We start from the raw sequence: 13,038 nt of genomic DNA, 5'->3' as shown, positions 1-13,038 counted from the left end.
GAAGGTCCTTAGGCAGTGGGCGGGAGCAGGTCGAACAGGAACTGGACGGCGCCGGTCTCCGGGTGCCGTACCGGGTGCGCGCGGACTCCGAACACCTCGGCGAGCAGGGCGGGTTGGAGTACGTCGTGCGGTGCGCCGGACGCGACGATCCGGCCGTTCGCGATCACGTACAACAGGTCGCAGTGCGCGGCGGCGAGGTTGAGGTCGTGCAGGGCCGCCAGGACGGTCAGGCCGCTGTGGCGGACCAGGGACAGCACGTCCAACTGGTGGGCGATGTCGAGGTGGTTGGTGGGTTCGTCGAGGACGAGGACGCGTGGGCGCTGGGCGAGTGCGCGGGCGATCAGGACACGCTGCCTCTCACCGCCCGACAGGGCGAGGAACCCGCGGTCGGCGAGGTGGGCGACACCGGTGCGTTCCATGGCCTCGGCGCAGATCTCCCGGTCCGACGCGGCGGTCCGGTCCCCATGCGGCAGGCGGCCCATGGCGACCACTTCGGTGACGGTGAAGTCGAACTCGGCCGACGATTCCTGCGGCAGCGCGGCCACCACCCGGGCGGCGGCCCGTGGTTCCATCGCGTGTACGTCGTCCCCGTCGAGCCGGACCGTGCCGCCGGCCGGCCGCAGCGCCCGGTACACGCACCTCAACAGGGTTGATTTTCCACTGCCGTTGGGGCCGACGAGCCCGACGAAGGTCCCGGAGTCCACGGCGAGCTTGATGTCGTCGACCAGCCGCACCGCGCCCGCGTCGACCGACAGCCCCTCGATGTCGAGCCGCATCAACGCCCCCCGAACGCATAGCCGCCGCGCCGCATCAGCAGCAGGAAGGCGGGCACTCCCACGACGGCGGTGATGACGCCGACCGGCAGTTCGGCGGGCGCCAGCAGCAGCCGGGACAGCACGTCGGCCCACACCAGCAGCACCGCGCCGGCGAGGGGTGCGACCGCGAGGACCCTGCGGTGGTCGGCGCCGACGAGCATCCGTACGAGGTGCGGAACCATGAGTCCGACGAAGCCGATGGCTCCGCTGACCGCCACCACCGTTCCGGTCACGGCCGCGGTGACGAGGAACAACTCCCTGCGCAGTCGGGCGGGTTGGACGCCGAGCGCGGCGGAGGTCTCGTCCCCCATCGCGAGGGCGTTGAGCGGTTCCGCCCGCCACCGCAGCCACGCCCAACCGGCCGCCACGGTGACGGCGGCCAGCGGAACCTGCGCCCAGGTCGCGCCGCCCAGGCTCCCGAGCAGCCACATCATCGCCGAGCGGGCCGCCTCGCCACGGGCCGCGCCGAACACCATCACGGTGGTGACGGCTTCGAAGCCGTAGGCCAGCGCGGTCCCGGTCAGGATCAGCCGCAGCGGGGTGAGGCCGTGCGGCGAGCGGGCCACGGCGTACACGAGGACCATGGCCGCGAGCGCCGAGGCGAACGCGGACGCGGAGAGCGCCCAGACGCCGAGGCCGGCGAACGCGCCCAGCAGGATGACGGCGTTGGCGCCGACCGCCGCGCCGGAGGAGATGCCGAGGACGAACGGGTCGGCGAGCGCGTTGCGGACCATGGCCTGGACGGCCACGCCGACGGCCGAGAGCCCGGCCCCGACGACGGCCGCGAGGACGACCCTCGGCAGCCTGATCTCCCAGACGATGGTGTAGTCGGCGGCGTCGTCGGCATGCACGGTCCCGCCGCTGACTCCGGCCCACAGGAAGCGGAACACGTCCGCCGCTCCGATGCCGGCCGCCCCCAGTGCGACACCGCACACGAGGGAGACGCAGAGCAGAAGCAGCAGCCCAACTATCAACAGCGGCTGGGGTGTTCGGGCCGAGCCGGAGCTCGGAGGTCGGCGCACGATCGGCGGTCCTTCACCTGGGGCCGCCTGGTGAGCCTCGATCGAGGAGGCAGCCCGTACGACCGTGCCGGCCGCTCGGATCCCCTCTCGCAGTCCACGGCGAGCAGTCAACGGGTCGCACCACCCACGGGCGATCGGGCTCACGCGACGACCACGGGGTCGCCGCGCACACCGTTGCGGGTCAGCGCCGGATTCTCACCGGACTTCCCCCGCGGGAGGCTAGGGGAGCCTAACAAACGGGGACGAGCAGGTCGGAGGCGCCCGAACCCGAACCCCGGCCGCGCCCCCGACACGATGAACGGAGCGGTCGTAGATGCGGGAACAGGACGGCGAAGTACCCCTGCGCGGCGGGCGCGTGACTCCCGGCGTGGTGCGTGTCGGCGACACGGTGCGCCGACCGGCCACGGAGGCGTCGCCCTTCGTGGCGCGGCTTCTCCGCCATCTCGAACGGCGCGGTTTCGCCGGTGCCCCACGTCACCTCGGCCTCGACGTGGCCGGACGTGACACGTTCAGCTATCTGCCGGGCCAGGTGCCTGCCAAGTTCCGGTGCTGGACCGACGTACAGGTCGCGGCCGCCGGTGTGCTGCTCCGGTCCCTGCACGACGCGACCCGTGGCTGTGCGATGGCCGGGGCGTGCCCCGTCGTCTGCCACCACGACCCCGGCCCGAACAATGCCGTGTTCCGCGACGGTCTGCCCTACGCCTTCATCGACTTCGACACCGCAGCGCCCGGCGATCCCCTCGAAGACGTCGGATACGCGGCCTGGACCTGGTGCGTCTCCTCCCGCGCCACCGCGCCGCCCGCCTCGGCGCAGGCGGCCCAGGTGCGGATCCTCGCGGATGCCTACGGTCTCGAAGCCCCTGCCCGTGGGGAGTTGGTCGACGCGATGCTCGACCGGCAGACCCGCAACGCGAGTTGGTGGCGACAGCGCCTTGAACTCCATGCCTATGACGCCGAGTTGATCGCTTCCCGGATCGAGTGGTCCGAGCGGGAGCACGCGTACGCCACAGCGCATCGCTCCACGTTCGAGCGGGCGCTGCTCGTCACGCGCCCACTCTCGCGATGAACGTGGCGAGGTTCGTCACGGTCCGGCGGATCTTCTCCTCCAAGGTGAGGGATTCCTGGAGGCGTGCGCCGACGCCCGTTTCCTTCTTGCCGCGTACGTAGAGGGAGCAGGCGAGGTCGCTGCACATGTAGACGCCGACGGAGTTGCCCTGCTGTCCGGCCTTCCCGGACCTCGGCGCGACCATCAGGGAGACGCCTCCGGTGTGGGTGGTCAGGCAGACCGAGCACATACTGCGGCGCTGCTGCCAGGAGCCGGCGCCGGACGTGCGCAGCTGGACGCCGACCGGGCGGCCGTCCAGCTCGGTCACGACGTAGGCCCGGTCGGGGGCCTGGGGATCTCGCCAGCCCAGGAAGTCCAGGTCGTCCCAGGATCGTTCGGCCAGGTCGCGGGGGACGGACAGGCGCTTGGCCTCGCCCTTGGTGCAGTTCACGAACGCGGTGCGGATCTCTTGCTCGGTCAGCGGCTTCATAACAGACACGCTAATTTGCCTAATCGAGTTAGGCAAATGCATAATCTTCGAAGCCACAGAGTGCGAATCGACGCGGAGGACGGCCATGACAGGCACCGGACGGGTGGGACTGACCACGGATCGCCTGGTCCGGGCGGGCGCGGACCTGGCCGACGAGATCGGCTTCGAGCAGGCGACCCCCGCCGAGCTCGCCCGGCGTTTCGGCGTCAAGACCGCGAGCCTGTACTCGCATGTGAGGAACGCCCACGACCTCAAGACCAGGATCGCCCTGCTCGCCCTGGAGGAGCTGGCCGACCAGGTCTCCGCCGCGGTCGCCGGACGGGCCGGCAAGGACGCCCTGACCGCCTTCGCGAACGCCTACCGCGACTACGCCCTCAAGCATCCGGGGCGTTTCGTCGCGGCCCGTTTCCGGCTCGACGCGGAGACGGCCGCCGCCAGCGCGGGCGTACGACACGCGCAGATGACCCGGGCCATCCTGCGCGGCTACGACCTGGCCGAACCGCACCAGACGCACGCGGTACGGCTCCTGGGCAGCGTCTTCAGCGGCTTCGTCGGCCTGGAGACCGCCGGCGGCTTCGACCACAGCGCCCCCGACGCACAGGCGAGTTGGACCGAGATCCTCGACGCGCTGGACGCCCTGCTGCGCGCCTGGCCCGGAGCGCCCGCATCACAACCGTAAACGCCCGCATCACAACCGTAGAAGATGGCAAACCGCCGTCCGGCGCCGCCTCGGCCGAATACGCTACGGATACGCACGGACACGACGCGCTGCCGGTCGCGGCCAACCGAGGAGGATTCCCGTGTCTTCGCCCCTCGACCCCCAGCACGCTCCCGTCGGTGACGTGGGTGCGGCGCTCATGATCGTCGACTCCCGGCTCAAGACCGTCCACGACGGCAGGACGGGATCCGATCCCGAACAGCAGGCGCTGATGGAACAGTTCATCGCGTCGCTGGGTCCGGAGGGAGTCGACGACGTCGTGGACGGCACGTGCACGCTCATCTACATCTTCATGACGTGGCTGCGGAAGGCGCACGAGAGTCAGGGCAAGGACGTCATCGAGTACGTGGTGCCCACCCTCGTGGGCACGCTGCGCATGATGCCCCGGAGCGTGCCGCCCGAGGCCGTCCCCACCATGGCGGGCCTGGTCGTCGCGGCGGGCCTCGGGCTGAGCCCCAATCTGTGGCGCGAGCAGTACGGTGACTGGACCAAGGAGGAGATGACTCCGCTGGAGGCCACCGCCTTCCTGCTCGCGGAACACATCAACCGCATCACGGAGGACCCCGACTCCGCGACCCGTCTGATCACCGACGCGCTGTCGCGCACGGACGAGGACTGACGTACCACGCCCTTCACGGGACCCGGGCCGGCTGGGGGCGGGCCGCGCGCAGGTCGCCCAGCTTCTCCGCGTCGTTCGTCCCGGCCGCCGCCGTGTACGTGACGATCCTGAGGTCGGTTCCGGCGGCCATCACGACATCGAGGTCGAGGTCGATGTCCCCAACTCGGGGGTGTTCTACGGTCTTTCGGTCGCCGACGTGGGTGCGGGCCGTGCCGTTGGACCACAGGCGGGCGAAGCGCGGGTTGTCCCGCAGCATGCGGTCGACGAAGGCGACGAGCCGTGCGTCATGGGGATGGGCGGCGGCCGTGACCCGCAGATCGGCGACGAGATCCTCCTCCTCGACCTCGTCGCCCGCCCAGGACCGCACGGGCCAGCCCGCGATCGGCTCCCGTCCGGTTCCGCCGCCCGGCCGGAACATCCCGGCGACCAGGTTGTGCTCGTCCCAGCCGTAGGTGCGGGGATCGCCGATCGCGGCCGACCACATGTCGTTCCAGCCGATGAGGGTCCAGTCGGCGGCGAACACCGCGGTGGGGTTGTCGGCCAACTGCCCCACGAGCCGGTGCACCCGCGCGGGCATGTGCCTGGACACGTTCCCGGTCGCGGGCGGCGCGAGGTGGGCGCAGCGGAACAGATGGTCGCGTTCGGACGGTTCGAGGCGCAGTGCTCTGGCCAGCGCGGTGACCACCTGGGCCGAGGGGTTGCGGGCGCGGCCCTGCTCGAGCCGGACCACGTAGTCGACCGACAGGCCCGCCAGCCGGGCCAGTTCCTCCCGGCGCAGTCCGGGGATGCGCCGCTCCCCGTCCGGCTCCAGCCCGCTGTCCTGAGGTGACACGCGCTCTCGCCACCCCCGCAGAGCGATGCCGAAGTGGTTCGTCGTAGCCATGTACGACATCGTCGTCGACACGCTGTACGGCACACGAAGCTTCGGCCTCCGCACTACGGATTCTTTACCCGACGGCTTCGGGCGCCTCGGCGCCTTCGGTGACGTCCGTCCAGTGGGCCCGCGTGAACGCGGCGGCCGCGTCGAGCGCTTGGGCTCCCTCGTCGAGCATCACCGCGAACCCCTGGAAGACGTGCGGTACTTGGGACCAGACCTGCAGATCGACCCGTACGTCGCACTCGGCGGCGCGCGCGGCCAGTCGTACGGCGTCGTCCAGCAGGATCTCGTGCGAGCCGACCTGGACGAGCAGCGGCGGCAGACCGGTCAGGTCCGCGAAGACGGGGCTGGCGTAGGGCGTGGTGGGGTCCGTGTCGCGGAGGTAGTCGCGGGCTCGCCTGCGCAGGCCCTCCGGGGTCAGCGCGGGATCGACGGCCGCCTTGCTCACCACGCTCGCGCCGGACACGCTGAGGTCGGCCCACGGGGAGAACACCGCGGCCGACGCGGGCCGGGGCAGCCCCGCGTCCTTGGCGGCGACCAGGGTCGCTGCGACGAGACCGCCGCCCGCGGACTCGCCGACGAAGGCGATCGCGGAGCTGGGCAGCCCGTCGTCGAGGAGGGCCCGGTAGACGGCCAGCGCGTCGTCGACGGCTGCGGGGAAGGGGTGTTCGGGGGCCAGCCGGTAGTCGACGCAGACGGCGCGCGCGTCGGTGCGCCGTACGATCTCGGCGGCCAGACCTACGGCGTCTGCCGCCGAGCCGATGACGTAGGCGCCGCCGTGCAGGTAGAGGACCACGGTCGCCGGGTCGCTCGCGGGGGTCTCGACGGTGACGACCGGTACGCCGCCCAGTTCGCCCACCGTGGTCGAGACGTCGGGCGGCAGCGGGATGGACGCCATCAACTCGCTGAAGACGGCGCGCTGTTCGGCGACGTCGCCGCCGAGGTCGAGTGGACCGTGCCGCAGCAGTTCGTCGAGGGCCTGGCGCTGTTCCCGGGACATGGCTGTGCCTTTCGTGGTTCGGGTGGAAGAGCTGTGAGGGGACCCGCAGGTCAGCGCGGCGGGCCGACGATGATCTGGCCGTACTTGTCGGCGGCCTCCGCCATGACGTCCCGGGAGATCTCGAAGCCCTCGGGGCGCGGGGTCTTCAGGTCGCGTCCCGCGTGACGGAACATGCCCTCGATGCCGCCGGGTGTGCAGATCATGAGGAGATCCGCCGTGTCGGAGGTGATCCGGTAGCCGTGCGGGACGTTGCGCGGAAGGAAGACGATTCCGCCCTCCGACAGCTCCATCTCCTCGTCGTCGCACCACAGCAGCGCACTGCCCTTGATCAGCATGAAGACCTCGTCCTCACGAGTGTGCATGTGGTACGGCGGCGCCTCGCCCTTGGCGACGGAGAACCGCCCCACGGTCAACTGCCCGCCGGTGGCCGCCGCGTCCAGGAGTACGGCGAACTCACCGCCGTCGAGCCATTCCAGTCTCTGCTGCTGCTCGGGCTGTGCGAGGTAGGCCAGGGTCATGACGGTGTCCGTTCTGCGTCCTGTGCCGCGCGATCACGGGGATGACTCGGTCGGTTCGATGATCCTCTTTCCGGCACGCCGACCACCAGCCGTCCGGGTAGGACCAGCAGTACCACTCCCCCGGGTCCACCCCGGGGTATCACGCGCGTCCGAGACGGTCATCGTCTTGTGGCATCCTCTGCTGCCATGAACGTCTCGACTGATCAAGAACTGCCCTCGGAGGGCGAGGACATGGAGATCCGGGCGGTCTCCGCGGAGCGCCTCACGTTCTTCGGGGACGCGGTGGTCGCCATCGCGCTCACCTTGCTGGCCCTGGAGCTGCCGGTGCCGGAGGGCTCGACCAACTCCGAGCTGTGGCACTCGGCTTCGGACCACCGGGAGAGCTATCTCGCGTTCATGATCAGCTTCGTGGTGATCGCCGCGCACTGGCGCTCCCACCACCGGGTGTTCCGGTATGTCACGGCGTCGAACGGCAAGTTGACGTCCTTCACCATGTACTGGCTGCTCATGCTGGTGATCACCCCGTTCGCGACCGACGTGATCGGCGGGCACGGAGCGTTCCAGGCCCGGTTCGTCTTCTACGCCGTCGTGCAGTTCGCGGCCTGTCTCCTCTTCATACTGATGGTCAACGAAGTCCGTCGCGACGAGCTCTACCGCGACGGCACCCCGCCCGACCTGTTCTCCCGGACGATCCGCGGGATCGGCATGGTGGCGGTGGGCTTCCTGGTGTCGATCCCGGTCTCGTTCCTCACCCACTGGGCCTATCTCTGCTGGATCGTGGTCCCGGTCGCCGACACGATCGCCGCGCGGCGTCGGAGCAACAAGCGCTCGGTATGAGCTTGTTGGGCGTGCTGGTGTCGTAGTGCCAGGCGGACTGCGGGAGGTGCCGCCAGGCCGGTGAGCAGGAACAGTGCGCCCACGACGTACCAGCCGGGGCGGCCCCAGGTGATGCACAGCGCGATGAGCAGCCCCGGGCCGAACGCCTCCGCCAGGCCCGCCCCCAGGCCGAACACCCCGAGGTACTGGCCGGTGGCGTGGCGCGGGGCGAGCGCGAAGGACACCTCGAAGCCGGCTGCCGCGTGCCACAGTTCGCCGACCGTGTGGACGACCACGGCCGTGATGAGCAGCGCCGTGGCGGCCCATGCCGGAGTCCCCGCCGCGAGCGAGATCAGCGCGCAGGCGACGAGGAAGGCCACGCCCGCCCGACGGTAGGCACGTCCACCGGCCACGGGAGAGTCGACACCGCGGCCCGCCCGTACCTGAAAGGCGACGACGATGACCGTGCCGGTGAGCATCGTGCCCGCGATGAGCCAGTGCGGCGCGGTGGTGGCGCCGATCAGCCAGAGCGGAAGGGCCACGGTGAGCACCTTGAACTGGATGGCCATCACGCCGTCGAGAACGGTCAGCAAGAGGTAGGGACGGTCCCGCAGGGCGCGCCATCGGGGGCCGTCCGTCACGGGTCCGGGCGCGACGGACGGCAGCAGGAGCAGGGTCACCGCCGAGCAGGCGAACGCGATCGCGTTGCCGACGACCATGCAGCGATAGGCGTTCAGCGTGCCCACCTGGACGATCCAGCCGGCGGCCACCGCGCCGACGGAGATCCCGACGTTGGTGACGGCACGCAGCAGGGCGCGGAACTCCTGCGGCCTGTCTCCTCCGTAGTGCTTGATGAGCGGGGTCCGTGCGGCGAGTCCGGCCGCCTTCGCCGCGGCGGCCAGGCCGATCACGAGGACGAACGACCAGAAGCCGTCGGCCAGTACGAACCCGGCGGTGGCCAGCGCCTGCACCAGCAGCGTGGTCACATAGACACCGCGGGCGCCTCGCACGTCGGCGAGATGACCGACCGCGATTCCCACGGCCGGTGCGACGAGCCCGGCGATGCCGAGGCCGAGCCCCACCTGCTCCGCCGGCAGCCGTACCGCCTGGGTGAAGTACAGGACTCCGGCCGTCAGATAGAGGCCGCTGCCCATCGTGTAGATGAGGTTCGAGGCGACGAGCACTCGCTGCGGTCTGCCGTCGGGGATCAGCTTGGCCATGAAGTGGCTCCAGTGTCTGGGCAGTTGGCGTCGTGGTCCGACGCGAGGCGATTCGGCCGACGGCCACGCTCCGAGCGCGCCGAGACCGCCAGGGCCGCGAGGACCATCACGATCAGCAGGCCCCAGGCCGCCGTGAAGCCGCCGGTGAGGTCCGTCAGGAGACCGAGCGCGGGCGGTACGACGACGATGGCGACCTGGTTGACGGACATCGCCAGGCCCAGGGCGAACCCCGTCCGGCCCGGCGGCGCCGACTCGGTCACATCGGCGACCCATGGGCCGTACCAGCCGAATCCGAAGAACCCGAGCCAGACAAGTGCACAGCAGGCCACGGCAGTTGACCGGCCCGGCGGGGTCAGCAGTACGGCCATCGCCGCGACGACGGCGACCATGCAGAGGCGGACGGTGGCGTAGCGCCCGGCTGTGCCGCGGTCGCTCCGGGCGGCGAGGACGACACGTCCCGCGACGCCCGCGATCTGGACCACGACCAGGGCCAGGGCCGCCGAACCCGCCCCGACGAACGCCACGTCGTGCAGGTAGAGCACGGTCAGGATGCCGACGCCGCACTGCACCGAGATCAGGCTCGCCCCGGAGAGCATGATCCTCGCCATGGACGGTTCCCGGAGCAGACGTAGACGGGCAGCGGGTGTCGTCGGTGAGGAGGTGGCGTTCAACTCCCTTACCTGGAGGGCTATTTGGCCGGGCGGCCGACGGTAGAAGCCTACGAAGGCGGCGGCTCCCAGCAGTGCCACCAGTCCGCCGGCCAGGAGCGCCGTCCGCCAGCCGTAGGCGTCGGCGAGTACGGGGAGTGCGGCCGAGGCGAGCGCCGCGCCCAGTGGCAGGCCCGCCTGGCGGACGCCCATCGCGAAGCCCCGCTGCGACGCGTCGAACCAGGACGCCACCGACTTGCTCCCGCCGGGCTGCACCGTGCTGTATCCCGCGCCGACGACCAGCAACACGCACAGCAGCGAGGCGTATCCGGGCGCCAGGCTTCCCGTGCCGAGCGCCAGGCCGACCACGCACGCGCCCGCTCCTACGACCCAGCGCTCGTCATAGCGGTCCAGCAACTCCCCGGCGACCGTGAGTCCTAGCAGCGGGGCGAGTTGGGCCGCCGAGATCAGCAGGCCCAACTGCGCTGCGGTCAGGCCCAGTTCCTGGCGCAGGACGATGCCCATGGCCCCGATGCCCTGCACGAAGAAGCCCGACGCGGCCTGGGTGAAGGTGGCGACGGCGAGGACGGTCCACCGGTAGCGCGTGGCGTCTGCCCGGTAGCGAGTGGTGTTGTCCCGGCCGCTCACGGACGCCAGTACAAGGAGGGATCGGGATGTTCGGTGAAACCGAGGTCGCGGTACAGCGGTTCGCCCTCGGCGGAGGCGTGCAGGTCGACCCGGGAGACGCCGCTGTCCCGGAACCAGTCGAGCAGGCCTCGCATGATGGAGCGGCTGTGCCCGCGTCGCCGGTGGGCGGGGTCGGTGACCACGCCGAGTACCTGCCCGATCCGGCCGTTGCGCAGATGCGGTCCGGGCAGCCGCTGCTCGACGGTGCCGATGCCGCAGGCGGCGAGGGTGCCGTCGTCGCCGTCCACGACGAGGATGCGCACGGTGTCCGCCGTCAGCTGTTCCTTGAGCACGACGGCCAGCGCGTCCAGCCAATCGCCGTCCGCCGACGCGGGGTTGAAGAAGTCGCCGCCCAAGTCCTCGAAGAGCAGCGCCCGTAGCCGTACGAGCTCCACGAGGTCGTACTCCACGGCCTGCCGCACCCGGGACGGGTCTCTTTCGTCGCGTTGTCGCATGGCGATCAGACTGCTGTAATGGTCTTATGCACCTCAACCCTTACGGCGAGGATGCCGTGGACCTGGCCGCGGATCTGGTCAACCGGCCCCCTGCCGACGCCGGGGAACTCGCGGACCGCTGCCGCAGTGCCGGTCTGGTGCTGGAGCGGCCGACCACCGCCCAGGACCTCGACCGCGCCCGGTACGCGCTGGAGTCGTGGGAGAAGGTCGTCGACGCGGCCGACGAGCACGAGCGCGCGGCGCTGGTCAACCGGATGCTGGAGGAGGCCGCCGCCTATCCACGGATGACCGACCACGCGGGCAGCGGCTGGCACCTCCACTACCGGGACGAGCGGAAGCCGCTCGGCGATGTGCTGTTCTCCCTGATCGCGGTGGGTACGGCACTGCATCTCGCGGGACGCGGAATGCACCGCCTCCGGCGCTGTGCCGTGACCGAGTGCGACAAGGTCTTCGCCGACACCTCCCGCACGGGGCGGCAGCGCTACTGCTCCCAACTCTGCGCCAACCGCGACGCGGTACGCAGGCACCGGGCCCGCGGTCAGGAAAATGAGGCATCCAGTATGTACAAGGGAAAATCCAGTTCATCAGTGCGCAAATCGATCACTGGATCGGTGTAATCGGCACATACGTCGCACCGCTCGGCGATCTAGCGTCGGAATGCACGGGGCCGCACGGACCACCAGAAAGGCATTCCCACACTCATGCCCATCCCGCATACCGCCGTCATGCCCGAAGCCGGGTTCGACACCCGGACCGTCTCCCGCCGCGCCGGACAAGCGGCCGTCGCCGACCTTCTGCTGCCGGTCGACGAACTGCCCGAGACGTCGTCCTCGCCCGACCTGATCTGCCGCCGCGTACGCGACGAGCTGATGCTCGACGGCAACGCACGCCTCAATCTCGCCACCTTCGTGACGACGTGGATGGAGCCGCAGGCAAGGGAGTTGATGGCGGAGACCGCCGAGAAGAACCTCGCGGACCGCGCCGAGTACCCGCAGATCACCGCCATGGAGGAGCGCTGCGTACGGATGCTCGCCCGGCTCTGGCACGCACCGCGCCCGGAGCAGGTCCGAGGCTGCTCGACCACCGGTTCCAGCGAGGCCGCGATGCTCGGCGGACTCGCACTCAAGCGCCGCTGGCAGGAGCGCAGGCGCGCCCAGGGCAAGGACACCGCGCGCCCGAACCTGGTCATGGGCGCGAACGTGCAGGTGTGCTGGAAGAAGTTCGCCAACTACTTCGAGGTGGAGCCGCGTTACGTCCCGATGGAGCCGGACCGCTATCACCTCACCGCCGACGCGCTCACCGCGTACTGCGACGACAACACCATCGGTGTCGTGGCGATCCTCGGCTCCACGTTCGACGGTTCCTACGAGCCCGTCGCGGACATCTGCATGGCCCTGGACGGATACCAGGCCGCCACCGGCACCGACATCCCCGTGCATGTCGACGGCGCGTCCGGCGCCATGGTCGCCCCGTTCCTCGACCCGGACCTCATGTGGGACTTCCAGCTCGAACGGGTCGCCTCCATCAACACCTCGGGACACAAGTACGGGCACGTCTTCCCCGGCCTGGGCTGGGCGTTGTGGCGCGACGCCGAAGCCCTCCCGGACGACCTGGTGTTCGAGGTCGACTACCTCGGCGGCAGCTCCCCCAGCTTCACGCTCAACTTCTCCCGGCCGGGGGCGCATGTCGTCGCGCAGTACTACAGCTTCCTCCGCTACGGCTTCGAAGGACTGCGGGACCTGGCGTCCCAGAGCCGGACCACCGCCCGCGCCCTCGCCGCCCGCATCCGCTCCATCGCCCCCTACGAGTTGATCACGGACGGCTCCGAACTCCCGGCGTTCGCCTTCCGGTTGGCCCCCGGCACGGAGCGCTTCACGGTGTTCGACGTCTCCCACGGCATGCGGGCCCGCGGCTGGCACCTGCCCGCGTACAGCTTCCCCGCCCCGTGCCAGGACGTCTCCGTTCTACGGCTGGTGGTGCGCACCGGGTTCACCGCCGAACTCGCCGGCATGTTCATCGCCGACCTGACCGAGGTCACCCGGAACCTGCACACCGTCCTGCCGGCACTCGCACCGCCGCTCCAGCCACTCGTCACCGCCTGACAAGTCG

The 13,038-nt window shown here is 70.5% G+C and carries 15 protein-coding genes; 6 read left to right on the top strand and 9 right to left on the bottom strand.

Annotation, left to right across the window (positions count from 1 at the left end; translation table 11 throughout):
* Nucleotides 1-8 precede the first annotated feature (8 nt).
* Together SSP08S_RS41910 and SSP08S_RS41905 are read right to left on the bottom strand one after the other, a co-directional pair.
* Nucleotides 9-776 (bottom strand): ABC transporter ATP-binding protein, encoded by a 768-nt coding sequence (locus SSP08S_RS41910; RefSeq protein WP_019073635.1) that lies wholly within the window; start codon nucleotides 774-776, stop codon nucleotides 9-11.
* Nucleotides 776-1,837 (bottom strand): FecCD family ABC transporter permease, encoded by a 1,062-nt coding sequence (locus SSP08S_RS41905; RefSeq protein ID WP_026179293.1) that lies wholly within the window; start codon nucleotides 1,835-1,837, stop codon nucleotides 776-778. The genes SSP08S_RS41910 and SSP08S_RS41905 overlap by 1 nt, the downstream gene beginning before the upstream one ends.
* Nucleotides 1,838-2,150: 313 nt before the next feature.
* On the opposite strand from SSP08S_RS41905, the gene SSP08S_RS41900 reads away from it, so the two are divergent.
* The gene (locus SSP08S_RS41900) at nucleotides 2,151-2,903 is read left to right on the top strand and encodes a phosphotransferase (RefSeq protein WP_019073633.1); all 753 of its coding nucleotides are present in this window, start codon (nucleotides 2,151-2,153) and stop codon (nucleotides 2,901-2,903) included.
* Here SSP08S_RS41900 and SSP08S_RS41895 read toward each other — a convergent pair.
* Nucleotides 2,881-3,372 (bottom strand): FBP domain-containing protein, encoded by a 492-nt coding sequence (locus SSP08S_RS41895; RefSeq protein ID WP_019073632.1) that lies wholly within the window; start codon nucleotides 3,370-3,372, stop codon nucleotides 2,881-2,883. The genes SSP08S_RS41900 and SSP08S_RS41895 overlap by 23 nt on opposite strands.
* A gap of 85 nt (nucleotides 3,373-3,457) precedes the next feature.
* Here SSP08S_RS41895 and SSP08S_RS41890 point away from each other — a divergent pair, with 85 nt between their 5' ends.
* Both SSP08S_RS41890 and SSP08S_RS41885 read left to right on the top strand, forming a co-directional pair.
* The gene (locus SSP08S_RS41890) at nucleotides 3,458-4,051 is read left to right on the top strand and encodes a TetR/AcrR family transcriptional regulator (protein ID WP_019073631.1); all 594 of its coding nucleotides are present in this window, start codon (nucleotides 3,458-3,460) and stop codon (nucleotides 4,049-4,051) included.
* A gap of 121 nt (nucleotides 4,052-4,172) precedes the next feature.
* Nucleotides 4,173-4,709, top strand: coding sequence for a hypothetical protein (locus tag SSP08S_RS41885; protein ID WP_019073630.1), 537 nt, complete (start codon nucleotides 4,173-4,175; stop codon nucleotides 4,707-4,709).
* A gap of 13 nt (nucleotides 4,710-4,722) precedes the next feature.
* Here the strand turns inward: SSP08S_RS41885 and SSP08S_RS41880 are convergent, their stop codons facing one another.
* The 3 genes from SSP08S_RS41880 to SSP08S_RS41870 form a co-directional block, all read right to left on the bottom strand.
* Nucleotides 4,723-5,592 carry a helix-turn-helix transcriptional regulator gene (locus SSP08S_RS41880; protein ID WP_043260174.1) on the bottom strand — a complete coding sequence of 290 codons (870 nt, stop codon included), beginning with the start codon at nucleotides 5,590-5,592 and terminating at the stop codon, nucleotides 4,723-4,725.
* 64 nt (nucleotides 5,593-5,656) lie between these two features.
* Complete coding sequence (locus SSP08S_RS56920) at nucleotides 5,657-6,586, bottom strand: alpha/beta hydrolase (RefSeq protein WP_019073628.1); 930 nt, start codon at nucleotides 6,584-6,586, stop codon at nucleotides 5,657-5,659.
* 50 nt (nucleotides 6,587-6,636) lie between these two features.
* Entirely contained in the window at nucleotides 6,637-7,104 is a 468-nt protein-coding gene (locus SSP08S_RS41870; RefSeq protein WP_019073627.1) for a cupin domain-containing protein, read from the bottom strand.
* Between the two features lie 186 nt (nucleotides 7,105-7,290).
* Here SSP08S_RS41870 and SSP08S_RS41865 point away from each other — a divergent pair, with 186 nt between their 5' ends.
* On the top strand, nucleotides 7,291-7,941 hold the full coding sequence (locus SSP08S_RS41865) for a TMEM175 family protein (protein WP_026179292.1): 651 nt from the start codon (nucleotides 7,291-7,293) through the stop codon (nucleotides 7,939-7,941).
* Here SSP08S_RS41865 and SSP08S_RS41860 read toward each other — a convergent pair.
* The 3 genes from SSP08S_RS41860 to SSP08S_RS41850 are packed head-to-tail and all read right to left on the bottom strand — an operon-like array spanning nucleotide 7,866 to nucleotide 10,929.
* Nucleotides 7,866-9,140 carry an MFS transporter gene (locus tag SSP08S_RS41860; protein WP_019073625.1) on the bottom strand — a complete coding sequence of 425 codons (1,275 nt, stop codon included), beginning with the start codon at nucleotides 9,138-9,140 and terminating at the stop codon, nucleotides 7,866-7,868. The genes SSP08S_RS41865 and SSP08S_RS41860 overlap by 76 nt on opposite strands.
* Nucleotides 9,128-10,435, bottom strand: a complete 1,308-nt coding sequence (locus SSP08S_RS56915; RefSeq protein WP_019073624.1) for an MFS transporter — start codon at nucleotides 10,433-10,435, stop codon at nucleotides 9,128-9,130. The genes SSP08S_RS41860 and SSP08S_RS56915 overlap by 13 nt, the downstream gene beginning before the upstream one ends.
* Nucleotides 10,432-10,929 (bottom strand): GNAT family N-acetyltransferase, encoded by a 498-nt coding sequence (locus SSP08S_RS41850; RefSeq protein ID WP_026179291.1) that lies wholly within the window; start codon nucleotides 10,927-10,929, stop codon nucleotides 10,432-10,434. The genes SSP08S_RS56915 and SSP08S_RS41850 overlap by 4 nt, the downstream gene beginning before the upstream one ends.
* Before the next feature lie 26 nt (nucleotides 10,930-10,955).
* Here SSP08S_RS41850 and SSP08S_RS41845 point away from each other — a divergent pair, with 26 nt between their 5' ends.
* On the top strand, nucleotides 10,956-11,546 hold the full coding sequence (locus SSP08S_RS41845) for a CGNR zinc finger domain-containing protein (protein WP_019073622.1): 591 nt from the start codon (nucleotides 10,956-10,958) through the stop codon (nucleotides 11,544-11,546).
* Between the two features lie 84 nt (nucleotides 11,547-11,630).
* Nucleotides 11,631-13,031: a glutamate decarboxylase gene (gene gad, locus SSP08S_RS41840; RefSeq protein ID WP_019073621.1), complete on the top strand. Its 1,401-nt coding sequence runs from the start codon at nucleotides 11,631-11,633 to the stop codon at nucleotides 13,029-13,031.
* Nucleotides 13,032-13,038 lie beyond the last annotated feature (7 nt).

The sequence above is a fragment of the Streptomyces hokutonensis genome (assembly GCF_000376565.1).
In the GTDB taxonomy this organism is placed as follows: Bacteria; Actinomycetota; Actinomycetes; order Streptomycetales; family Streptomycetaceae; genus Streptomyces; species Streptomyces hokutonensis.
The sequence above is the reverse complement of the archived record's forward strand: the minus strand, read 5'-3'. Positions and strand labels throughout refer to the sequence as shown.

Excerpts from the sequence above, each read along its gene's own strand:
- SSP08S_RS56920 (WP_019073628.1), bottom strand. The coding sequence starts at position 6,586 with ATGTCCCGGGAACAGCGCCAGGCCCTCGACGAACTGCTGCGGCACGGT.
- SSP08S_RS41900 (WP_019073633.1), top strand. The coding sequence starts at position 2,151 with ATGCGGGAACAGGACGGCGAAGTACCCCTGCGCGGCGGGCGCGTGACT.
- SSP08S_RS41910 (WP_019073635.1), bottom strand. The coding sequence starts at position 776 with ATGCGGCTCGACATCGAGGGGCTGTCGGTCGACGCGGGCGCGGTGCGG.
- SSP08S_RS41845 (WP_019073622.1), top strand. The coding sequence starts at position 10,956 with ATGCACCTCAACCCTTACGGCGAGGATGCCGTGGACCTGGCCGCGGAT.
- gad (WP_019073621.1), top strand. The coding sequence starts at position 11,631 with ATGCCCATCCCGCATACCGCCGTCATGCCCGAAGCCGGGTTCGACACC.
- SSP08S_RS41860 (WP_019073625.1), bottom strand. The coding sequence starts at position 9,140 with ATGGCCAAGCTGATCCCCGACGGCAGACCGCAGCGAGTGCTCGTCGCC.
- SSP08S_RS41890 (WP_019073631.1), top strand. The coding sequence starts at position 3,458 with ATGACAGGCACCGGACGGGTGGGACTGACCACGGATCGCCTGGTCCGG.
- SSP08S_RS41880 (WP_043260174.1), bottom strand. The coding sequence starts at position 5,592 with ATGGCTACGACGAACCACTTCGGCATCGCTCTGCGGGGGTGGCGAGAG.
- SSP08S_RS41895 (WP_019073632.1), bottom strand. The coding sequence starts at position 3,372 with ATGAAGCCGCTGACCGAGCAAGAGATCCGCACCGCGTTCGTGAACTGC.
- SSP08S_RS41865 (WP_026179292.1), top strand. The coding sequence starts at position 7,291 with ATGAACGTCTCGACTGATCAAGAACTGCCCTCGGAGGGCGAGGACATG.
- SSP08S_RS41870 (WP_019073627.1), bottom strand. The coding sequence starts at position 7,104 with ATGACCCTGGCCTACCTCGCACAGCCCGAGCAGCAGCAGAGACTGGAA.
- SSP08S_RS41850 (WP_026179291.1), bottom strand. The coding sequence starts at position 10,929 with ATGCGACAACGCGACGAAAGAGACCCGTCCCGGGTGCGGCAGGCCGTG.